The organism is Kribbella sp. NPDC048915 (assembly GCF_040649595.1).
Classification (GTDB): Bacteria; Actinomycetota; Actinomycetes; order Propionibacteriales; family Kribbellaceae; genus Kribbella.
This window is the reverse complement of record NZ_JBEZFT010000033.1, coordinates 49,537-71,627: the sequence shown is the minus strand read 5'-3', so window position 1 is coordinate 71,627 and position 22,091 is coordinate 49,537. Positions and strand designations below refer to the sequence as shown.

Genomic DNA, 22,091 nt, shown 5'->3' with positions numbered 1-22,091 from the left:
CGCAACAACTACAAGATCACCCACACCATCCACATCCACGACGGTTGACAACCACACCCCAGCCCTAACTGAGCGGCATTGGGGGCAACCCTCCACTTGGAGGGATGCCCCCTGAAGTGGAGGGTTCGCCGGATGTCAGGGGGTGGAGCGGCGGCCTTGCGGCGGTGTGGATTCGGGGAGCTTTTCGCGTTCGCGGCGGAGGTAGAGGCCGGCGGCGGTGGAGACGCTGGTGAGGAGCCAGACGAGGACGCCGGCGTCGTCGGTGACGCCGATGATCGGGAGCAGGTCGGGGAGGATGTCGACCGGCGAGATCAGGTACACGAGCGCCAGCACCCACAGGAACGTACGGCTCTTCGGGAGGTCGGCGTATGTGCCGCGGCGGACGTCCCGCAGCAGCCGCGGCAGCGCCTTCGCACGGTCGAACACGTTCCCGACCGGCACCGGTTCGCCGTTCGCGATCTTCCGCCGCCGGACCGCGCGCCGGCGTACCGCGCCGACCGCACCGACACCAATGCCGACGACCAGCAGACCGACGCCGACCGCGACGGCGGGCAGCCCGACGACGTCGCCGTCCCTGACCAGTAGGGTCAGCAGCCCGATCAGCGCGAGCAACCCACCGAAGTACACCATCTACCCAGGGTAGGACCTCAACGGTTGTACGGCTGGGAGAGCAACGGCTGGGTGTTGGACAGTACCTGTCCGTAGTTGGCGCGAATGGTCGCGGCGTCGACGCTGATCGCCGGCTCCGGCTTCCCGACCGGGATCTCCCAGGTGGGCGGCGTGGCAGCTCCGGACAGCGCCCAGGCGGCCTGCCGTGCGGCGCCGAGCGCGACGTACTCCGCGGGCTCGGGCAGTACGACGTCCGCGCCGAGCAACGCGGGCGCCAGAGCCTGGACGGAGCGGGCACGCGCCCCACCACCCAGCAGCAGCACCCGCTGCACCGGCAGCCCCTGCTCACGGAGCGCATCGACCGCATCGGCGAGCCCGCACAGCAGACCCTCGACAGCAGCACGAGCCATCGTCGCGGGCTGCATGGTCGCCCGGGTCAGACCGTAGATCAGACCGGTCGAATGCGGCAGGTCCGGCGTCCGCTCACCGTCCAGGAACGGCAGCAGAACGAGCCCTTCGCTGCCCGGCGACGTCAAGGCTGCTTCGTCGAAGGCCGACAGTTCGAGGCCGAGCATCTGCGCGGTCGCGGACATCACGCGCGCCGCGTTCAGCGTGCAGACGAGCGGCAGGTACTCCCCCGTCGCGTCCGCGAAACCGGCCACGATGCCGGTCGGGTCGGCAGTCGCGTGCGCCGAGCGAGCGAACGCCGTACCGCTCGTCCCGAGCGACACCGCAACATCACCAGGCTGCAGATTTAGACCGAGCGCAGCCGCCGCGTTGTCACCGGTACCGGCCGCGATCGCAGCCCCGAACGCAGTCTCACCGACGATCTCAGCCGGCCCCGCGACGCGCGGCAAAGCCAACTGCCGGCCGAAGGCGAGCTCCACCAGGTCGGTCCGGTAGCTGTTCGTGGTCGGCGACCACCAACCGGTCCCGGAGGCATCCCCGCGATCGGTGGTGATCCCCTCGATCCCGGAACGATCCGCGGCCAGCCGATGCGTCATCCAGTCGTGCGGCAGTACGACGGCCGCCGCCCGCTCGGCCGCAGTACGACGGACCTCGACACCGCGCGCCGCTTCGTCTCGCAGCCAGCGCAGCTTCGTCACGGTGAAGGACGGGACCGGGACAGAACCGACCGCCTCGGCCCACGCCTGGGGGCCGCCGAGCTCCGCGATCAGCTCGGCGGTGGCGTCGGCGGAGCTGGTGTCGTTCCACAGTACGGCCGGGTGCACTACCTCACCGGCGTCGTCCAGCAGCACCATGCCGTGCTGCTGGCCGCCGATCGCGATCGCCTGGACGCCGTCGAGCAACCCGTCGGACGCGATCTCCCACGCCTTCCACCACTCGGCCGGGTCCACCTGGGTCCCGTCCGGGTGCGGCGCGCGGCCTTCCCGCACCACCGCTCCGGTCTCGGCGTCACACACGACCACCTTGGTCGCCTGGGTGGAGCAGTCCACCCCGGCGACCAGCCTCAGCTCAGTCATGCACCCACACTAAAGGGCTTCCAAGGTGGCGCGCGCCCCGATCTCGTGCAGCGACTTCAACGCGACCGTGTACTGCGATACGAAGCGCTCGTCCGACGCCAGGTCACCGAACAGGTCCGGGTCCGAAATGAACACCAACGGGTCGTCCCGGTTGTGCTGCGCGCGCTCGACGATCTTGTCGCGCAGCCGGTCGACGACGTCGATCGGCTGCCCCTGCTCATCCACACCCTCGGCGTACCGCGCCCAGGAAGCGACCACGAGCACCGATCGCTTGATCTCGCGGCCGGCGGCCAGCTGCTCGCGGATCACCGGCAGCAACCACTTCGGGATCCGGTCCGAGCTCTCCGCGCACAGCCGCGCCAGCGTGTCGCGGACCTCGGGGTTCGCGAACCGCTCGATCAGCTGGTGCTTGTACCGGTCCAGGTCGACCCCAGGCACCGGCGGCAGCGTCGGAGTCCCTTCGTGGTCCATGTACCCGAGCAGGAAGTCGACGTACAGCTTGTCCTGGCACACCTCGTGCGCGTACCGGTATCCGTCCAGGTAGCCGAGGTAGCACAGCGCCTGATGGCTCGCGTTCAGCAGCCGGAGCTTCATCAACTCGTACGGCTCGACGTCCTCGACGATCTGTACGCCGACGTCCTCGTACGGCGGCCGCACGCCGCCGAAGTCGTCCTCGAGAACCCACTGCGTGAACGGCTCGCACACCACCGGCCAACCGTCCTCGACGCCGAACCGTTCGGCCAGCGCCGCGCGGTCGGCGTCGGTGGTGACCGGGGTGATCCGGTCGACCATGCAGTTCGGGAACCGGACCTCGGTCTCGAGGAAGTCGGCGATCTCCGGATCCTGGAGCCGCGCGAACGCCGCGATCATCTTCCGCGCCACGTGCCCGTTGCCGGGGATGTTGTCGCACGACATCACGGTGAACGGCTCCACACCGGCCGTACGGCGCCGGCGCAACGCCTCGACGATGAACCCGAACGCGCTGCCCGGCGTCGCGCCCGGCTCGAGGTCCGCGGCCAGGGCGGGATCGGAGGCGTCGAGCTCGCCAGTGACCTGGTTCACGTGGTAACCGCCCTCGGTGATCGTCAGCGAGACGATCCGCGTGGCGGGGTCGGTCATCCGGGCGAGCACCGCTTCGGGGTCGTCGGGCGCGAACAGGTAGTCCACGATCGACCCGATCACCCGCGGTTCGAGCGTGCCGTCCGGGTGCTTGACGACCAGCGTGTACAGGTGGTCCTGGGCGGACAGGACGTCGGCCATCCGCCGGTCGTGCGGGAGCACGCCGACGCCGACGATCCCCCAGTCGAGTGCTTTCCCTTCGTTCATCAGCCGGTCCAGGTACATCGCCTGGTGCGCGCGGTGGAACCCGCCGACCCCGAAGTGCACGATACCGGGGCGGACCGCCGTACGGTCGTACGACGGCACCGCGACTCCGGCACCGAGGGCGGTCAGAGTTGTTGCCGAGAGCACGGTCACTTGACCGCCCCCAGCGAGAGGCCCTGGACCAGTTTGTCCTGGGCGGCGAATCCGGCGATCAGCACCGGCAGCGAGACCACGATCGACGCGGCACAGACCTTGGCGAGGAACAATCCTTGACTTGTCACGAACCCAGTCAAGAACACCGGCGCCGTCTGCGCCACCGTGCCGGTCAGCACGCGGGCGAACAGCAGCTCGTTCCAGCTGAAGATGAAGCAGATCAACGCCGCCGACGCGATCCCCGGCGTCACCACCGGGGCGACCACCGAGCGGAGCGTCCGGGACAACGACGCGCCGTCGACCGAGGCCGCCTCGAGGATCTCCACCGGCACCTCGGACAGGAAGCTGCGCAGCATCCAGACCGCGATCGGCAGGTTCATCGAGGTGTACAGCAGGATCAGCAGCCAGATGTTGTCCAGGAAGTGGACGGACTGCGCGAACAGGTAGATCGGCAGCAGACCGGCCACCACCGGCAGCATCTTCGTGGACAGGAAGAAGAACAGCACGTCGGTCCACTTCTTCACCGGCCGGATCGACAGCGCGTACGCCGCCGGGAACGCGAGCAGCAGCACCAGCACCGTGGACAGGATGCTCGCGGTCAGCGAGTTCGCGATCGACGGCCACGGACCGGTGTCGAAGAAGGCGCGGTACCCGTCGAGCGTCAGCGGTGCGCCGAGGTCCGGCGGGTTCTTCGCCGCGTCCTCCTCGCTGTGGAACGAGGTCAGCAGCATCCACAGCACCGGCAGCACGAACAGAATGCCGACGATCCACGCCAGCCCGGACAAGGCCCAGCCGCCACCGCGACGGTTGTGCCCCTTCACGATCGTCACCTGGCCGGTCATCGTCCGGTCTCCTCTCGGAACAGCGTGGACACCGACCGCAGCGCGAACATCGCGATCGCGATCGTGCCGATGACCACGATCACGCCGGCCGCGGACGCCCGCCCGTAGTCGTGCGCGGTGTAGAAGGTCTGGTAGATCGTGTACGGGAGGTTCGCCGTCCCGAGACCGCCGGACGTGATCGTGAAGACCGCGTCGAAGTTCTGCACGACGTAGATCGAGCCGAGCAGCGCGGACAGTTCCAGGTACTGACGCAGGTGCGGCAGCGTCATGTAGCGGAAGATCTCCCACTGGTTCGCGCCGTCGATGCCGGCCGCCTCGATCACGTCCAGCGGACGGCTCTGCAGCCCGGCCAGCAGGATCAGCATCATGAACGGCGTCCACTGCCAGACCAGCGCGAAGATGATCGACCACAACGGCTGGTTGCTGATCCAGTCCGGCTGCGGCGCGTTGTCGCCGAACAACCACTTCAGCACCCCGTTGAACAGGCCGTACGTCGGGTTGTAGAGCGCGTGCTTCCACAACAGCGCGGCAGCCACCGGGACGATCAGGAACGGCGTGATCATCATCGTCCGGACCGCGCCGCGACCACGGAACTTGCGGTCCAGCAGCAGCGCGATCAGCAGCCCGAGGACCAGGCTGATCAGCACCACGCCGGCGGTCAGCAGGATCGTCACCCAGATCGCGTGCCGGGTGTTCGCGTCGGTGATCACCCGGCGGAAGTTCGCGAATCCGGCGAAGCCGCGCTCGTCGGGGTAGTACGCGTTCCAGTCCATGAAGGACACCACCAGCGTGACCACGAACGGCAGCTGGGTCACGATGATCATGAAGATCAGTGCCGGCAGCAACGGCCCGCGACGTGCCCAGTCGCCGGCCTTGCGCAGCACGGTGCCTTCGGATCCGGGCGGCGGCGCATTGCGCTGCGGCCGCGCACTGGTCTCCGGCTTGGCGTCAACAGACATGGCCCGCACCCCTTACTTCGCTTGCCGGGAGCGGTACCGCTCCGCGACGTCGTCGGCGAGCTCCTGCCCGCGTTTCAGCGCCTCGTCGACGCTCATCCGCCCGGCGATCGCCGAGCTCACGTCCTGACTGACCTGAGTCCCGAGATCGGGGAACTCCGGGATGTCGACGAACTGGATCCCCGGCGCCGGCCGCGGCTGGACCCCCGGGTTCGTCGGGTCGGCGTTCTCGATCGCGCTCTTGGTCGGCTCCGCGAACGCCTTCGCCTCCGCGACGTACTCGGGGATCTCGTACGTCGACGCGCGCTTGCCGGCCGGAACGTTGGACCAGCCAACCTTCTCGCCGACGAGCTTCTCATAGTCCTTCCCGGAGGCCCAGGAGACGAACTTCCAGGCGTTGTCCTTCTTCTTCGAGGCTTCCTGGATGCCCCAGGCCCACGCGTACAACCAGCCGGAGCTGTCGGTCTTCACGACCGGTGCGGGCGCATAGCCCATCTTGCCCTTGACCGGCGAGTTCGGCGCCTCGAGCGATCCGGCCGCCGACGTGGCGTCGTACCACATCGCGACGTTGCCCTGGATGGTGTTGTTCAGGCACTCGGTGAAGCCGGCCTGCGGCGCGCCGGCCTCGCCGTGCGCGCGGACCAGGTCGACGTAGAACTTGGTCGCCTCGGTGAACTCCGGCGAGTCGACCTTCGCCTGCCAGTCCTCGGTGAACCAGGTGCCGCCGAAGGTGTTCACCACCGTGGTGAGCGGCGCGAACAACTGCCCCCATCCGGGCTGGCCGCGCAGGCAGATGCCGCGCATCCCGGGCTGGGCGTTGTCGACCTTGGCGGCGATGTCCGCGACCTCCTGCCAGGTCGGCTTCGCGGGCATCGTCACCCCCTTGGCGGCCAGGATGTCCTTGCGGTACATCAGGAACGACGACTCGCCGTAGAACGGTTCGCCGTAGATCTTGCCGTCCTCGGCCGTCATCGACTTGGTCATCGAGCTGAGGATGTCGTCTTGGTCGAAGGTCGGGTCCTTGGCGATGTAGCCCGACAGCGGCGCGATCCACTTGCTCTTGGCGTAGATCGGGATCTCGAAGTTGCTGACCGTCGCGACGTCGTACTGACCGGCCTGGCTGGAGAACTCCTGGCTGATCTTGTCCCGGACGTCGTTCTCCGGCAGTACGGTGAAGTTCACCTTGATGCCGGTCTGCTTGGTGAAGTTGTCGGCGGTGAGCTTCTGCAGATCGACCATCTGCGGGTTGTTCACCATCAGCACGTTGATGCTGTCCTGGCCGCCGTCACCGGCGCCGCCGCCCCAGCCCGCACAGCCGCTGACCGCGCTCACCAGGATCGCGACCCCGACCGCTCCGATGCGTTTGCGCCTACTCAGCACGAGCCACTCCCTTGATGCCGCCGGGGGCCTGCTCATTTGAGCACGCCGCTGCTCACACCATGAGTGAACCGGGGAACGGGTTGACCTGTCAAGACGTTGTGCCACACTTGGGTACACACGTGCTCATATGAGCGGGGAGGCGTAGATGGAGACGTTCGGGCCGGCCCAGCTGGTGCTGACCGCGTCGATCGCGCGGCGCTACTACGTCGACGGTCGGTCGAAGGTGGAGATCGCCGACGAGTTCCGGCTCAGCCGGTTCAAGGTCGCGCGACTACTCGACCAGGCGCGCGCGAGCGGACTCGTGCGGATCGAGATCAGCCACCCCGGAGCGATCGACCTCGACCTGTCCGCGCGGTTGCAGGAGACGCTCGGGCTGCGCCGGGCGATCGTGGTCGACACCCCCGAGGTCGACGAGCCCGCGCTGCGCACGCAGCTCGGCAAGGCCGCGGCGGATCTGCTGACCGAGATCGTCACCCCGGAAGACGTGCTCGGCCTGGCCTGGGCACGCGCCGTGACCGCGATGACCGAGCAGCTCAAGACGCTCGTGCCGGTGCCGGTGGTCCAGCTGACGGGTGCGCTGACCCGCCCGGACGTCGAGGCGAACTCGGTCGAGCTCGTCCGGCACACCGCTCGCCTGTCAGGCGGTCCGGCGTACCTGTTCTACGCGCCGCTGGTCGTGCCGGACGCCGCGACGGCACGCGCCCTGCGGCAGCAGCCCGAGGTCGCCGAGGCGATCAGCCACTTCGACTCGGTGACGAAGGCCGTCGTCGGGCTCGGTTCGTGGGCGCCCGGGCAGTCGACGCTGTACGACGCGATGGAGCCGAAGGCCTGTGAACAACTGCAGAAGCGCGGCGTCGTGGCGGACATCTCGGGTGTCTTCGTGGACGCGGACGGCGTACCGGTGCAGAGCCGGATGACCGATCGGGTGATCGCGATCAGCGCGGAGCAGATGGACAAGATCGACGAGGTGATCGCGATCCCGTACGGCCTGGCGAAGGTCGAAGCCGTGCGCGCCGCCGTCCGCAGCGGGCTGGTGAACGCGATCGTTACGCACGCACCTCTGGCGAAGGCCCTGTTGGAGCCGTCAGACTGACCGGCAATGGTGAGGCCAACTGCTGAGGTCGAGCTGGTCGGAGGTACGGCGAACCGCGGGTTGGTGGTGCGGGTCGGAGATACCGTCCGGCGGCCGCTGCGCGCCAGTAGTACGGCGACGCACGCGCTGCTGCAGCACCTCGAGAGCGTCGGATTCACGGGTGCGCCGGCGTTTCTGGGGATTGATGCGCAGGGGCGTGAGGTGCTTTCGTACCTCGCCGGAGACACCGTGACGCCGCCGTACCCGGCGTGGTCGATGACGGACGAGGCGCTGGACAGCGTCGCGCGGCTGCTGCGGGAGTACCACGCGGCGGTGGCCGATTACCGACCGGTCGGTCTCGAGTGGGCCGAGCCGGTTCCTTCGGCTTATGTGACCGGGCTGATCAGCCACAACGACCCGAATCTGGACAACGTCGTGTTCCGGGACGGGGTCGCGGTCGCACTCATCGACTTCGACCTCGCAGGCCCTGGATCGGCGCTGTGGGACGTAGCCACGGCGGTGCGATTGTGGGCGCCATTGCGTCCGGCCGAGGACATCCACGACGTACGGCGGGGTCGGTCGCTGGCCCGTTTACGCCGGTTCGCCGATGCGTACGGGCTTGGTGACGCCGACCGCCTCCGCCTGGTCGACGCGGCCGCCGACAACCACATCTGGTGCATGGACTACGTCCGCCGCGGCTCCGAAGCCGGCCACCCGTGGTTCCACCAACGCTGGACCACCGGCGAAGCCGAACTCACCGACCGCACCAACCACTGGTTCACCCACTCGGCGGCCGAACTCCGTCATGCCCTCCTGGATTGAGCGCGGAGCCGATTGGCTGTTACGGCAGGGAGTGGACGAGAATGTGCCGGTGCTTTCACGGGTGGTGTTGCTGGCGGGGCCCTCGGGGGCAGGGAAGTCGCGGCTGGCGGAGCGGGTCGGGCTGCCCGTCGTGCGACTGGACGACTTCTACCGCGACGGCGACGACGAGGCGATGCCACGCTCTCCGCTCGGGATCGTGGACTGGGACGATCCGCGCTCATGGGACGGCGAACGTGCGGTGGCTGCCCTGGAGAAGCTCTGTACGACGGGATCGGCCGACCTGCCGATCTACGACATCGCCACCGACGGCACCGTCGGTCACCGCCCCGTCACCACCGAAGGCTCCCCGCTGATCGTTGCCGAGGGCATCTTCGCGGACCAGATCGCCGGCGCGCTCCGCGACCGGGACCTGCTCGCGACGGCGATCTGCGTGTACCACCACCGCGTCGTCACGTTCGTCCGCCGCTTCCAGCGCGACCTCCGCGAACACCGCAAACCCCCGCTCACCCTCCTCCGCCGCGGCCTCCTGCTCCTCCGCGACGACCCGCAAATCATCCGCCGCTGCGTAGCCGCCGGCTGCGAACCCATGCACCCGAAAGCAGCCCGCGCCCACATCGACCACCTCCTCGCCGAGGCAAACGCGCGGTAACCCGCCACCGACAACGGCAGCGGAAGCCGAGGGCGGGTGCAGATGGCGGGTGCAGATGGCGGGCCTTGTCACCGCTGACACCAAACAGCAGGCCATCCGTCACACAACCCGCCACCGCACCACCTGATCACCCACCCGACCACGCCCCAACGGCTCCGACGTTCGACAGGCGATGGGGACCTTGCACACGCAACTCCTTGTGGGAGGTCACCGCGGTGTGTGGGAGGTTGCCGCGGAGTGTGGAAGGCGGAGGCTGGGCGCGGTCAGGGGTTAGGGGCTAATGCGGTCGATGATCAGGGGGCCTGGTTCGTAGGAGTCGGCTACCTCGGTGGCGTCGGTCAGGGACTCCAGAGCGCGTTCGATGCGGGTCGGGTCATCGGTGTGGAGGGTGAGGAGCGGCTGGCCCTCGGTGACCTGGTCGCCGGGCTTGGCGTGCATTTCGACGCCGGCCACCGGGGAGACCGGGTCCTCCTTGCGCGCACGTCCAGCGCCGAGCCGCCATGCAGCAACACCCACGGCGAGCGCGTCGAGCTTGGACAGTACGCCGGTTGCCGGCGCGGGTACGACGTGTTGCTCGGGCGCGATCGGGAGCTCCGCGGACGGGTCGCCGCCCTGGGCCGCGATCATCGCCCGCCAGACGTCCATCGCCGTACCGTCGCGCAGCTTCTCCGCCGGGTCCGCCTCCACGCCGGCCGCGGCCAGCATCTCGCGAGCCAGCGCAACGGTCAGCTCGACCACATCCGCGGGACCACCACCGGCCAGGACCTCGACCGACTCGCGCACCTCCAGCGCGTTCCCCGCGGTCAGTCCCAGCGGCACGGACATGTCGGTGAGCAAGGCAACGGTCTTCACGCCGGCATCGGTGCCCAGCGCAACCATCGTCTCGGCCAGCTCGCGGGCATCGGCCAGGTCTTTCATGAACGCGCCGGACCCGACCTTCACGTCCAGCACCAGCGCGCCGGTACCTTCGGCGATCTTCTTGCTCATGATCGAGCTGGCGATCAACGGGATCGCCTCGACCGTCCCGGTCACGTCCCGCAAGGCGTACAGCTTCTTGTCCGCCGGCGCGAGTCCGTCCCCGGCGGCGCAGATCACCGCACCGACCTCCTCGAGCTGGCGCATCAGCTCGTCGTTCGACAGCGACGCGCGCCAGCCTGGGATCGACTCCAGCTTGTCGAGCGTGCCGCCGGTGTGCCCGAGGCCGCGCCCGGACAGCTGCGGTACGGCGACGCCACAGGCAGCCACCAACGGCGCCAGCGGCAGCGTGATCTTGTCGCCGACGCCACCGGTCGAGTGCTTGTCCGCGGTCGGCCGGGACAGTTTGCCGAAGTCCATTCGCTCGCCGGACGCGATCATCGCGGCGGTCCAGCGGGCGATCTCGCGGCGGTTCATCCCGTTCAGCAGAATCGCCATCGCCAGCGCGGACATCTGCTCGTCGGCGACCTCGCCCTTGGTGTAGGCGTCGATCACCCAGTCGATCTGACCGTCGCTCAGCTCACCGCGGTCGCGCTTGGTCCGGATGACGTCCACCGCGTCGAAACTCATTACTCCTCCAGATACTCGGGCCCGAACGCGCCCGGCAGCAGTTCGCCCAGCGTCCGGACCCCGGTCGCGGTCTCGATCAACAGTCCGGGACCGCCGTTCTCGTACAGCAACTGCCGGCACCGCCCACACGGGGTCAGGAGATGCTCGTGCCGATCCACGCAGGTGAAGGCGATCAGCCGTCCGCCGCCGGTCCGGTGCAGGTCGGACACCAGCCCGCATTCGGCACACAACGTCAAACCGTACGACGCGTTCTCAACGTTGCATCCGGCAACGATGCGGCCGTCGTCGACGTACGCCGCCGCTCCCACCGCGAAGTGGGAGTACGGCGCGTACGCGCGGTGCATCATGTCGACCGCGACCGCACGCAACGCCGGCCAGTCGACCTCATTCGGTGACGTAGGGCTCACCATCGGCCTTCGGCGCTCTGACCCGGCCGACCAGTCCGGCGACCGCGATGATCGTGGCCAGGTACGGCGCCATCAGCAGCAGCTCGCCCGGGATCGGGGTCTGGATGATCTGCAACTGGGACTGCAACTGGGTCGCGAAACCGAAGAACAGTGCCGCGACCATCGCACCGATCGGGTGCCAGCGGCCCATGATCAGTGCGGCCAGCGCGATGAACCCGTTGCCGGCGGTCATCTCTTTGCTGAACGAACCGGCGTACCCGACGGTGAAGAACGCGCCGCCGAGCCCGGCCAGGACGCCGGCCGCGAGGACCGCGGAGTACCGGGTCCGCTTGACCTTGATGCCGACCGTGTCGGCGGCCTTCGGGTGCTCACCGACCGCACGGATCCGCAGGCCCCAGCGGGTCTGGAACAGCACGATCGTGACCACCGCGACCGCGAGGTAGGTGATGTACACCAGGACCGTCTGGTTGAACAGGATCGGCCCGATGAACGGGATGTCCGCGAGGCCCGGGATCCGGACCGCCGACAGCACGTTCGGGGTGTTCAGCGCCTCCGCGTCCGGCTGCATGAACTGGTCGAAGAGGAACCCGGTGATACCGGTCGCGAACACCACCAGGACGACACCGAGGACGACCTGGTTGACCAGATACTTGATCGAGAACACGGCGAGCAGCCAGGACATCACGACACCACTCGCGGCAGCCGCGATCAGTGCCGCGGTCGCGCTGTTCGTCGTACTCGACACCAGCGCGGCCGTGAACGCACCGACCAGGAACTGGCCCTCGATCGCGATGTTGATGACACCGGCCCGCTCGCACATCACGCCGGCCAGCGCGCCGAGGATCAGCGGGGTCGCGAAGTTCAGCGTGCCCTGGAACTGGTTGGCCAGCGGGAAGGTCTTGCCGGCCGCGGCCCAGCACAGGAACGCGCCGATGAAGCAGATGCCGAGGATGGCGGCCAGCCAGCCGCTGTACTTCTGCGGGACCTGCCGCAGCACGTACGCGACCGCCGCACCGACACCGAAGATCGCGAGGATGATCGCGACCGGCTGGGCCGGCAGACCGAGCAGGTTGCTGTCCAGATCGCCCGACACCAGCTGGAAGGTCGCCTCGCCGGCCTTGGTGAAGACCGCGAGCAGCAGGCCGATCAGCGCGAACGCCAGCATCACGCCGCCGACCCGCAGCCGGCGGGTCCGGTCGGCCGGGGCCTCGATGACCTGGGGCTTGGCCGCGGGCTCGGGGACCGCGTCCGGAGTCGTCTCGCTCATCCGTTCCAGCCTTTCGCGAGCACTGCGCCGGCCCCGCGTTCCTTGGGCAGGAACCGGAAGATCGAGCGCACCAGCGCCGGGGCCGCGACGAACAGCACGATCACGGCCTGCAGGACAGTGGTCAGGGTCAGCGGCGTCTGCGTGATCAGCTGCATCTGCAGACCGCCCGCGTTCAGGGCGCCGAACAGCAGGCCGGCCAGTACGGTGCCGAGCGGCGTACCGCGGCCGAGCAGCGCGACCGTGATCGCGTCGAAGCCGACCGAGGCCGCCACACCGTCGGTCAGCGGCAGGTCGGTACCGAGCACCTGCTGGGTACCGGCCAGACCAGCCAGTGCGCCGGCCACGACCATCGCGATCACGTATGCGCGGCCGACCGACATACCGGCCGTCCGGGACGCGTCGGCGTTCGCGCCGACCGCCCGGAGCTCGAAACCGATCGTCGACCGGTTCAGCAGCCACCAGACGAACACCGCAGCGAGCAGCGCCAGGATGAACCCCACGTGCAGCCGGCTCTCACCGAACTGCGGGTACTGCGCGTTCCCGTCGACGATCGGCGAGATCGGGTCGGTCCGCCCGGGCCGCCGGAACGTCGTCGTGGTCAGCAGCCAGGCCAGCAGGTACAGCGCGACGTAGTTGAGCATGATCGTCACGATCACCTCGTGCGCGCCGGTGCGGGCCTTCAGCACGCCGACCACACCGCCCCAGATCGCGCCGCCGAGCAGACCGGCCAGGATTGCCACGATCAGGTGCAGCCCGACCGGCAGGTCCCAGGCGAACCCGACGTACGCCGCCAGGATCGCGCCGGCGATCAGCTGGCCCTGGGCACCGATGTTGAACAGCCCGGTGCGGAATGCGAGCGTCACCGACAGACCGCCGCAGATCAGCGGTGTTGCCTGGGTCAACGATTCGCTGATCGACGACCAGCCGCCGAACGCGCCGACCGCGAGCGCCTTGTACGCCTCGCCGACCGCGCTCAGCGCCGCCGAGACGGTGTCCATCGGGGCCGCGCCGAAGTAGCCGATCGTGGACTGCACCTGGTCGTCGCCGATGATGATCAGGATCGCACCGACCACCAGGGCCAGCACGATCGCGCTCAGCGAGACCAGGCCCTGGACCACCCAGGACGGCAGCCCCGACGACCGCTTCGGCTCCTTGGCCGGCACCGGGGCCGGCTCCGCCGTTGTCTGTGTGCTCATCAGATGGTCCCCAGTGTCGTCGGGTGTTCGATCGCCTCTTCGTGCGCCTCCGACTTCGAGGCGCCGGCCATCATCAGACCGAGCTCGTCGCGCGGGGTGTCGGCCGGGACCACGCCGACCACCTTGCCGCGGTACATCACCGCGATCCGGTCGGCCAGCGCGGCGATCTCGTCGAGTTCGGTCGACACGATGAGGACCGCCGTACCGCGGTCGCGCTCCTCGACGATCCGGTTGTGCAGGAACTCGATCGAGCCGACGTCCACACCGCGGGTCGGCTGCGAGGCGACCAGCAGCCGCAGCGGGCGGGACAGCTCGCGGGCCAGCACGACCTTCTGCTGATTGCCGCCGGACAGCGACGACACCGGCTGGTCGATGCCCTGGGTGCGGATGTCGAACTCGGCCACCCGGGCCTCGGCGTTCTTGTCGATCTCGTCGGTCTTCAGGGCCAGCCCGGAGCCGTACGGCGGCTTGCGGAACAGGTCCAGGACCAGGTTCTCGGCGACCGTGAACGGGCCGACGAACCCGTCGTGCCAGCGGTCCTCGGGCACGTACCCGATGCCTGCGTCGAGTCGTTGCCGGGTGCTCCGGCCGCTCAGGTCCTTGCCATCGACAAGGACCCGGCCGGCGGCGATCGGAGTCAGCCCGAGCAGCGCCTCGGCGAGCTCGGTCTGACCGTTGCCCTGGACACCGGCCACCGCGACGATCTCACCGGCCCGCACCTCGAGGTCGACGTCCTCGACGGCGGTGATCCCGCGCTCGTCGATGACGGTCAGACCTTCGACCTGCAGGACGGCCTCCTTGGGCTCAGCCGGCTCCTTGTCCACCACCAGCTCGACCGCCCGGCCGACCATCAGCTCAGCGAGCTCCTCCTCGGACGCGGACGGTTCGGCGTTGCCGACCACCTTGCCGCGCCGGATCACGGTGATCTTGTCCGCGATCGCCTTGACCTCTTTGAGCTTGTGGGTGATGAAGACGATCGACGTACCGCCCTCTTTGAGCTGCCGCATGACACCGATCAGCTCGTCGATCTCGGCCGGCGTGAGGACGGCCGTCGGCTCGTCCAGAATCAGCACGCTGGCATCGTTGACCAGGGCCTTGATGATCTCCACCCGCTGCTGCACACCGACCGGGATGTCCTCGACCAGCGCCTCGGGATCGACCTCGAAGCCGTACCGGTCGGACATCTCCCGGACCAGGGCGTTGGCCCGCTTGCGGTCCAGGACACCGCCGAACCGGATGTTCTCCCGGCCGAGCATGATGTTCTCGGCGACGGTGAAGACCGGGACCAGCATGAAATGCTGGTGCACCATGCCGATCCGGTGCTTGATCGCATCCGACGGCGAGGTGATCTTCACCTTCTCGCCGTCGATCAGGATCTCGCCCTCGTCGGGCTGCAGCAGCCCGTAGAGCATGTTCATCAGCGTGCTCTTGCCGGCGCCGTTCTCGCCGAGCAGGCAGTGGATCTCGCCCGGCTCGATGACCAGGTCGATGTGGTCGTTGGCGACCAGCGAGCCGAAGCTCTTGGTCAATCCGGACAACTCGAGGTGCATGCGAGCAGCCTCCCCTTCAGACGGCGAGCCAGGAAGGCCGGGGCCTGTGGGCCCGCTGCCTTCCTGGCTCGCACCGTACTACGCCACCGCGTGGTGCCGGCCGCGACTCACGACGCCTTCGGCTGGACCTTCGACTGGACCTGGATCTTGCCGCTGATGATGTCGGCCTTGATCTGCTCCAGCTCGGACTTCACGTCGGCCGGGATCTTGCTGTCGAACTCGTGGAACGGCGCGAGCGACGTACCGCCGTTCTCGAGCGTGCCGATGAACTGGGTGTTGTCGAACTTGTTGTCGAGGACGGAGATGATCGCGTCCTTGACCGCGACGTCCATGCCCTTCTGGACGCTGGTCAGCAGCACCGAGCAGTACTCCGCGGCGCTCACGCAACCGTCGGTGTCGACCCAAATCGCGTTGACCTTGCCGTTGCTGGCCTTGGCCGCCTGCAGACCGCCCAGACCCGACGGGCCGGCCACCGGGAAGATCACGTCCGCGCCCTGGGTGATCAGGTTCTGCGCGTTGTTCTGGCCCTTGGCCTTGTCCTCGAAGTCACCGGTGAACAGACCGGCCTGCTTCTGGTCGTCCCAGCCCAGCACCTGGACGTTCTTGCTCTTCTGCTGGTTGTAGTACCGCACGCCCTCGGCGAAACCGTCCATGAAGATCGTCACGGTCGGGATCTTCAGACCGCCGAACGTGCCGACCTTGCCAGACTTCGACATGGCCGCGGCCAGGTAACCGGCCTGGAAGCTCGTCTGCGCGGTGTTGAAGGACAGCGGCTTCACGTTCTCGATCGGCTTCTCCGGCGCGGAGTCCACGATCGCGAACTTGATGTTCGGGTTCGCCTGCGCCGCCTTGTCGGTGGCGTCCTCGAGCTTGAAGCCCACCGAGACGATGATGTTGCACTTGGCGTTGACCATCGCGGTCATGTTGGTCGGGTAGTCGTTGTCCGACTTCGACTCGGCCTTGACCTCGGTGATGCCCTTCTCCTGCACGGCCTCCTGCAGGCCCTTGTAGGAGGTCTGGTTGAACGACTTGTCGTCGAACCCACCCGAGTCGGAGACCATGCAGGCCTTGAAGTCCTTGTTGGCGCTGCCGCCTGCGTTCTCCTCGGTCGGCTTGCTGCCACAAGCGGCGACGGCGAGCGTCAAGACGCCCACGATCGCCGTTCCCCGCACGTACTTCTTCACCGGACGTCTCCTTTGTCGACCAGATTCTCTGTACCGCGGCACGCCTTCCCCCACGTGCTGCATCCGCAGACTATAGGGCGACTTCCCGGCTTCTTGAACGTCAAGGAGGGCTCGATACCGGAAAGTGACCGGCGTTCCCGTCACATTTCGACAACATCTCCGGCGTGGTCACCGGCTGCGTCCCCAGGATCACGATGCGCACTCTCCGTATCGCCCGTCACGCAACGTACCCATCACATTGCGTAACCGTTGGCAGGTTGCTGCACTCGCCCGGTCTCCTCGCATTCCGGACCCTACGGTCGGGGCGTGGAACAGAAGGAGTCCTGATGCGAAGAAGGATGGGTTCAGCGCTGGCCGCGGGCGTGGCGGTCACTGCGCTCGCGGCCTGCGGTTCGGACGGCGGACCTTCGGCGGCCGTTGCCACGCCGACAGCGACTGCGGCTTCGACAACCCCCGCCGACGACGTCTCGATCCAGCTGCCGCCGACCGAAGAAGAGGTGGCCACCTACACGGACCGAAATACTCAACCCGTGTCCGTGAACGTACGGGTCGGCCGCAACTATGTCCTGTATGCGCGCTGCCGCGGCGGCCCGCTGAGTGTGGAGTTCCCTCCTTACAGTGTTCCGCCGTGGTTTCCGGCATGTGAGGGTGCGACCTACCGAATGCCGCTGGCGGGCCGCTCAGGTGTGCTGCTGCTCTCGCTGGACGCTGTGGCCGGCACGCGCTGGACGGTTGTCGTTGCCAACGTCAGAACCGGCTCGCCAGCGCCTGTGCCACAATCGAGCAAATGAGTCATCAGCTGTTGGTCGCCGACGTTCTTGCGCGGGTGGAGGCGGTGCGCGAGGACATGGTCGCCGTACGGCGAGACCTGCACGCGCACCCGGAGCTCGGATGGCACGAGGTCCGGACGACCGAACTGCTGGAGAAGCAGCTCGTCGACGCCGGCCTCTCCCCGCGCGTCCTGCCCACCGGGACCGGGCTGATCTGCGACATCGGCTCCGGCGACACCTGCGTCGCGCTGCGCGCCGACATCGACGCGCTGCCGGTCCTCGACGGTACGGATGCGCCGTGGCGATCGACCGTCGACGGAGTGGCACACGCCTGCGGGCACGACGTACACACCGCCGCGCTGCTCGGTGCATCACTGGTGCTGGCCGGGATGGCGCGCGACGGGCAGCTGAACCGGCGGGTCCGGGTGATCTTCCAGCCCGCCGAGGAGGTCATGCCCGGCGGTGCTCTCGGTGTCATCGCGGCCGGCGGACTGGACGGCGTACGGCGGATTTACGGACTGCACTGCGACCCACGGCTGCAGGTCGGACAGGTCGGTCTCCGCGTCGGCGCGCTGACCGCGGCCGCAGACAAGCTTCTCGTCCGGCTCACCGGGCCCGGCGGTCACACCTCGCGTCCGCATCTCACCGCCGACCTGGTCTATGCACTCGCGACCCTGGTGACCGAGCTCCCCGCCGCGCTCTCCCGCCGCGTCGATCCGCGCGCCAGCATGTCGCTGGTCTGGGGCCGCATCACCTCCGGCTCCGCCGCCAACGCCATCCCGTCCCGCGGCGAGGCCGAAGGCACCCTGCGCTGCCTCGACGTCGCGGCCTGGCGGCTCGCCGAGGAACTCATCCCGTCACTGGCTGCCCAGATCGTCACGCCGTACGGCGTCGAGGTCGACACCGAGGTCACCCACGGCGTACCACCTGTGATGAACGATGCGCTCGGCATCAACGTCCTGCAGAACGCCGTCCACCAGACCCTCGGCTCCAGCGCCGTCGCCGCCACCGACCAGAGCCTCGGCGGCGAGGACTTCGCGTGGTACCTGGAACACGTCCCCGGCGCGATGGCCCGCCTCGGCGTCCGCCCACCCACCCAGGACACCGCCGCCGACCTCCACACCCCCGGCTTCAGCCCCTCGGAAGAAGCCATCACCGTCGGCACCACCGTCCTCACCACCACCGCGCTCCTGGACTGAGCGCTGCTCGTTGACGAGTGTGTCATCTCGACAGGACGTCTCCACCCTGAACCGCGTGCGCCCGCGTGCGCCAACGCTGAGATGGCAGACACATCCTGTCGAGCTGACACACCTGCCCGACCGGAGGGCAGCAGTTGGTGCGGACGCCGGGTCTACAGGCGGGGACGATCAGAAGGTGTCGGCAGGGACGTAGACGCCCCATACTTCCCGCAGCGTGTCGCAGACTTCGCCTACGGTGGCTCGGGCCTTCAGGGCTTGTTTCATCGGGTACAGGCAGTTGTCGTTGCCTTGGGCAGCTTTCTTCAACAGGGCCAAGGCCTCGTCGACAGCCTCCTGGTCGCGGGTGGCGCGAAGTTGGGCCAGGCGGTCGACCTGCTGGGCTTCGATGGCGGGGTCGACGCGGAGCGGTTCGTACGGTTCTTCCTCGGCGATGGTGAACTTGTTCATCCCGACCACGACGCGTTCGCCGGAGTCGATCTCCTGGGCGATCCGGTACGCGGACCGTTCGATCTCCTGTTTCTGGAAGCCCTGCTCGATCGCCGCCACCGCGCCGCCGTACTCCTCGACCTGCTCCATCAGTTCCAGTGCGGCGGCCTCGACCTCATCGGTCAGCGACTCGACGACGTACGACCCGGCGAAGGGATCGACGGTCGCGGTGACGTCGGTCTCGTACGCGAGCACCTGCTGTGTGCGCAGTGCGAGGCGCGCCGCCTTCTCGGTGGGCAGAGCGATCGCCTCGTCGTACGAGTTCGTGTGCAGGGACTGCGTTCCGCCGAGTACGGCGGCCAGGCCCTGGACGGCGACGCGCACCAGGTTCACCTCGGGCTGCTGAGCGGTGAGCTGCACACCGGCCGTCTGCGTGTGGAACCGCAGCATCAGCGACTTCGGGTTCTGCGCACCGAACGAGTCCCGCATCACCCGCGCCCAGATCCGCCGCGCCGCGCGGAACTTCGCAACCTCCTCGAGGAACGTGGTCCGCGCCACGAAGAAGAACGACAGCCGTGGCGCGAACTCGTCGACGTCCAGACCGGAGGCGACCGCGGCGCGCACGTACTCGATCCCGTTCGCCAGCGTGAACGCGATCTCCTGCGCGGGTGACGCGCCGGCCTCGGCCATGTGGTAGCCCGAGATCGAGATCGTGTTCCAGCGCGGCAGCTCGGCCTTGCAGTACGCGAAGATGTCGCTGATCAGCCGCAGCGACTCCTTCGGCGGGTAGATGTAGGTGCCGCGGGCGATGTACTCCTTCAGTACGTCGTTCTGGATCGTGCCGGTGAGCTTGTCACCGGACACGCCCTGCTCCTCGGCGACGAGTTGGTAGAGCAGCAGCAGCACCGAGCCGGGCGCGTTGATCGTCATCGACGTCGACACCTGGTCCAGCGGGATCTTGTCGAACAGCACGCGCATGTCGTCGATCGAGTCGATCGCCACCCCGACCTTGCCGACCTCACCGTGCGCGATCGGGGCATCGGAGTCGTACCCCATCTGCGTCGGCAGGTCGAACGCGACCGACAGGCCCATCGTCCCGTGGTCGATCAGCTGGTGGTACCGCTGGTTCGACTCGGCCGCCGTTCCGAACCCGGCGTACTGCCGCATCGTCCACGGCCGCTGGGTGTACATCGTCGGGTAGACGCCCCGCGTGTACGGGAACTGCCCCGGCTCCCCCAGCTTGACCGCCGGATCGAACCCCTCGAGCGGGCCGTAGACCGGCGCGAACTCGAACCCCGACTCGCTGCGATGACTCATCCCCCCACCGTATTCCGAACCACCGCAGCACTGGTATGACCTCCGGCACTCCGCTCAGGTCAGGTGGTCGTAGTCGCCGCGCACCCAGGCGGCGTGGCGGTCGGCGGAGCGGCGGACGACGGCCTTGGCGTCGGCGGGGATGACGGCGCCGAAGTTGTTGTAGAGGCGGTCGTACTCGAAGCGGTCGAGGGCACGCGCGACGCGGTCGACCACGGCCCCGGACAGCGGGATCCGGTTCGGGTAGCTGCGCATGAAGCTGACCGAGGTACGGTCCGGGTTCGCGAAGATCGTGTCGCCCGACAGGACCACCCCGCGACCGTCGGCAGCGGACGCCCAGTGCACGATCGCGCTGCCGGGGAAGTGCCCGCCGGGCTGGATCAGGGTGACACCGGGTAGCGGCGTGAGTTCGCCGGACCAGGTCTTGATCACCGGGTCCTGGCGCGCGACCCATTCCTTGTCCGCCTCCGACACGTAGACCGGTACGTCGCCGAGGCGGTGGCTCCACTCGACCTGGACGCCGTACATGTGCGGGTGGCTGGCGATGATCGCGACCACGTCGCCGAACTCCCGGACGCGGCGTACGGCGTCGTCGTCCAGGTACCCGATCGGGTCCCAGAGCAGATTGCCGGCGGATGTTGTCAGCAGCATCGACTGCTGCCCGATGCCGACCGGCGGCTTCGAGCGAACGCCGTACAGCCCGGGCTCCACCTCCTCGACGGTGACCGAGGTCCCGGCCGCGGCCAGTTCCTCGAGGGTGGTCCACTGCTGCCCGTCGGCGGGCACCCACTGCCGTTCGTCCGCACAGATCGCGCACACCTCGACCTGCTCGGAATGCTCGACCGCACAGGTCGCACAGATCCAGAAACTCACCGTGTTCTCCTTCTCACCATCGCTCGTCCGGAAAGTCTTTGTGCTCAAGCGCAGTTGAAGTCAAGAACATCGGCGCCGCCACGTCGAGGGCCACTCGGGCCCGGACCACAGGGGCCAATGACGCGACGGATCTCACACCAGGCGTGACCTTTTGGCTTCCGCGGCGGGATTAGCATCGAATGGACCTGGATTCCGCCAGGTCCGGGAGCTCGATCGGAGGACGGTTTGCCCAGCAAACCAGCCGGCACGCTCTACCGCGGCCGGGAGGGCATGTGGTCATGGGTCGCGCACCGGATCACCGGTGTCGGGATCTTCTTCTTCCTGCTGGTGCACGTGCTGGACACCGCGCTGGTCCGGGTGTCGCCGGAGGCCTACAACGAGGTCATCGGCACCTACAAGAACCCGATCGTCGGCCTGCTCGAGGTCGGGCTGGTCGCGGCGATCCTGTTCCACGCGTTCAACGGCATCCGGCTGATCCTGGTGGACTTCTGGGCCAAGGGCCCGCGCTACCAGCGGCAGCTGATGATCGGCGTCGGTGTGCTCTGGGTGGTGCTGTTCGTCCCGTTCGTCATCCGCCATCTGACCCACGTGTTCGGAGGTTGAGATGACTGAGATCGCGGCCCCCCGCAGCAGCACCAGGTCCCGCTCCCTGAAGGGCGGCGGCCGGAACCGCTCCGGGCAGACCAACTTCGAGCTCTACAGCTGGCTGTTCATGCGGCTGTCCGGGCTCGCCCTGGTGGTGCTCGTCCTCGGGCACCTGTTCGTGAACCTGATGCTCGGCGACGGGATCAACGCGCTCGACTTCGGGTTCGTGGCCGGCAAATGGGCCAACCCGCTGTGGCAGGTCTGGGATCTGCTGATGCTGTGGCTGGCGATGCTGCACGGCACGAACGGCCTGCGCACGATCGTCAACGACTACGCCGAGAAGGACCAGACCCGGTTCTGGCTCAAGGCCCTGCTGATCACCGCGGCGATCGTCATCGTGGTGCTCGGCACCCTGGTGATCTTCACCTTCGACCCCTGCCTGGACCCGAACAGCACGCTCTCGGTCTGCACCAACAAGTAAGCCT

21 protein-coding genes are annotated in these 22,091 nt (G+C 68.1%); 7 read left to right on the top strand and 14 right to left on the bottom strand.

Annotated features, from left to right (window positions below; all coding sequences use genetic code 11):
- Positions 1–135 precede the first annotated feature (135 nt).
- The 6 genes from AB0B82_RS18870 to AB0B82_RS18845 are packed head-to-tail and all read right to left on the bottom strand — an operon-like array spanning position 136 to position 6,747.
- Entirely contained in the window at positions 136–630 is a 495-nt protein-coding gene (locus AB0B82_RS18870; protein ID WP_360169577.1) for a YkvA family protein, read from the bottom strand.
- 17 nt (positions 631–647) lie between these two features.
- Entirely contained in the window at positions 648–2,093 is a 1,446-nt protein-coding gene (locus AB0B82_RS18865) for an FGGY family carbohydrate kinase (RefSeq protein WP_360169574.1), read from the bottom strand.
- Between the two features lie 9 nt (positions 2,094–2,102).
- Positions 2,103–3,569, bottom strand: coding sequence for a mannitol dehydrogenase family protein (locus AB0B82_RS18860; protein ID WP_360169571.1), 1,467 nt, complete (start codon positions 3,567–3,569; stop codon positions 2,103–2,105).
- Positions 3,566–4,411: a carbohydrate ABC transporter permease gene (locus AB0B82_RS18855; protein ID WP_360169568.1), complete on the bottom strand. Its 846-nt coding sequence runs from the start codon at positions 4,409–4,411 to the stop codon at positions 3,566–3,568. Before AB0B82_RS18855 ends, AB0B82_RS18860 begins: the two co-directional genes overlap by 4 nt.
- Positions 4,408–5,370: a sugar ABC transporter permease gene (locus AB0B82_RS18850; protein WP_360169565.1), complete on the bottom strand. Its 963-nt coding sequence runs from the start codon at positions 5,368–5,370 to the stop codon at positions 4,408–4,410. Before AB0B82_RS18850 ends, AB0B82_RS18855 begins: the two co-directional genes overlap by 4 nt.
- A gap of 12 nt (positions 5,371–5,382) precedes the next feature.
- Positions 5,383–6,747, bottom strand: a complete 1,365-nt coding sequence (locus AB0B82_RS18845; RefSeq protein ID WP_360169562.1) for a sugar ABC transporter substrate-binding protein — start codon at positions 6,745–6,747, stop codon at positions 5,383–5,385.
- Positions 6,748–6,892: 145 nt separating this feature from the next.
- Here AB0B82_RS18845 and AB0B82_RS18840 point away from each other — a divergent pair, with 145 nt between their 5' ends.
- From AB0B82_RS18840 to AB0B82_RS18830, 3 genes are read left to right on the top strand one after another with little or no spacing between them, the layout of a single operon-like run.
- Entirely contained in the window at positions 6,893–7,840 is a 948-nt protein-coding gene (locus AB0B82_RS18840; protein ID WP_360169559.1) for a sugar-binding domain-containing protein, read from the top strand.
- A gap of 6 nt (positions 7,841–7,846) precedes the next feature.
- Complete coding sequence (locus AB0B82_RS18835; RefSeq protein WP_360169556.1) at positions 7,847–8,641, top strand: phosphotransferase; 795 nt, start codon at positions 7,847–7,849, stop codon at positions 8,639–8,641.
- A gap of 49 nt (positions 8,642–8,690) precedes the next feature.
- A complete protein-coding gene (locus tag AB0B82_RS18830) occupies positions 8,691–9,290 on the top strand; it encodes an ATP-binding protein (protein ID WP_360169553.1) in 600 nt (199 codons plus the stop codon).
- 270 nt (positions 9,291–9,560) lie between these two features.
- Here AB0B82_RS18830 and AB0B82_RS18825 read toward each other — a convergent pair whose 3' ends face one another.
- The 6 genes from AB0B82_RS18825 to AB0B82_RS18800 form a co-directional block, all read right to left on the bottom strand.
- The gene (locus AB0B82_RS18825) at positions 9,561–10,835 is read right to left on the bottom strand and encodes a thymidine phosphorylase (RefSeq protein WP_360169550.1); all 1,275 of its coding nucleotides are present in this window, start codon (positions 10,833–10,835) and stop codon (positions 9,561–9,563) included.
- Positions 10,835–11,242, bottom strand: coding sequence for a cytidine deaminase (locus AB0B82_RS18820; RefSeq protein ID WP_360169547.1), 408 nt, complete (start codon positions 11,240–11,242; stop codon positions 10,835–10,837). Before AB0B82_RS18820 ends, AB0B82_RS18825 begins: the two co-directional genes overlap by 1 nt.
- Positions 11,220–12,509, bottom strand: coding sequence for an ABC transporter permease (locus AB0B82_RS18815; RefSeq protein WP_360169544.1), 1,290 nt, complete (start codon positions 12,507–12,509; stop codon positions 11,220–11,222). Before AB0B82_RS18815 ends, AB0B82_RS18820 begins: the two co-directional genes overlap by 23 nt.
- Positions 12,506–13,705 carry an ABC transporter permease gene (locus AB0B82_RS18810; RefSeq protein ID WP_360169541.1) on the bottom strand — a complete coding sequence of 400 codons (1,200 nt, stop codon included), beginning with the start codon at positions 13,703–13,705 and terminating at the stop codon, positions 12,506–12,508. Before AB0B82_RS18810 ends, AB0B82_RS18815 begins: the two co-directional genes overlap by 4 nt.
- The gene (locus tag AB0B82_RS18805; protein WP_360169538.1) at positions 13,705–15,255 is read right to left on the bottom strand and encodes an ABC transporter ATP-binding protein; all 1,551 of its coding nucleotides are present in this window, start codon (positions 15,253–15,255) and stop codon (positions 13,705–13,707) included. The genes AB0B82_RS18810 and AB0B82_RS18805 overlap by 1 nt, the downstream gene beginning before the upstream one ends.
- A gap of 107 nt (positions 15,256–15,362) precedes the next feature.
- Positions 15,363–16,439: a BMP family ABC transporter substrate-binding protein gene (locus AB0B82_RS18800; protein WP_360169535.1), complete on the bottom strand. Its 1,077-nt coding sequence runs from the start codon at positions 16,437–16,439 to the stop codon at positions 15,363–15,365.
- A gap of 338 nt (positions 16,440–16,777) precedes the next feature.
- On the opposite strand from AB0B82_RS18800, the gene AB0B82_RS18795 reads away from it, so the two are divergent.
- The gene (locus AB0B82_RS18795) at positions 16,778–17,230 is read left to right on the top strand and encodes a hypothetical protein (RefSeq protein ID WP_360169532.1); all 453 of its coding nucleotides are present in this window, start codon (positions 16,778–16,780) and stop codon (positions 17,228–17,230) included.
- Positions 17,227–18,408 carry an amidohydrolase gene (locus AB0B82_RS18790; RefSeq protein ID WP_360169529.1) on the top strand — a complete coding sequence of 394 codons (1,182 nt, stop codon included), beginning with the start codon at positions 17,227–17,229 and terminating at the stop codon, positions 18,406–18,408. The genes AB0B82_RS18795 and AB0B82_RS18790 overlap by 4 nt, the downstream gene beginning before the upstream one ends.
- Positions 18,409–18,576: 168 nt before the next feature.
- Here the strand turns inward: AB0B82_RS18790 and AB0B82_RS18785 are convergent, their stop codons facing one another.
- Together AB0B82_RS18785 and AB0B82_RS18780 are read right to left on the bottom strand one after the other, a co-directional pair.
- Positions 18,577–20,151, bottom strand: a complete 1,575-nt coding sequence (locus tag AB0B82_RS18785; protein WP_360169526.1) for a methylmalonyl-CoA mutase family protein — start codon at positions 20,149–20,151, stop codon at positions 18,577–18,579.
- A gap of 54 nt (positions 20,152–20,205) precedes the next feature.
- Entirely contained in the window at positions 20,206–21,021 is an 816-nt protein-coding gene (locus tag AB0B82_RS18780; protein ID WP_360169523.1) for an MBL fold metallo-hydrolase, read from the bottom strand.
- 225 nt (positions 21,022–21,246) lie between these two features.
- Between AB0B82_RS18780 and sdhC the strand changes: the two genes are divergently transcribed.
- Positions 21,247–21,624 carry a succinate dehydrogenase, cytochrome b556 subunit gene (gene sdhC, locus AB0B82_RS18775; RefSeq protein ID WP_360169520.1) on the top strand — a complete coding sequence of 126 codons (378 nt, stop codon included), beginning with the start codon at positions 21,247–21,249 and terminating at the stop codon, positions 21,622–21,624.
- A gap of 1 nt (position 21,625) precedes the next feature.
- Complete coding sequence (locus AB0B82_RS18770) at positions 21,626–22,087, top strand: succinate dehydrogenase hydrophobic membrane anchor subunit (RefSeq protein WP_360169517.1); 462 nt, start codon at positions 21,626–21,628, stop codon at positions 22,085–22,087.
- Positions 22,088–22,091 lie beyond the last annotated feature (4 nt).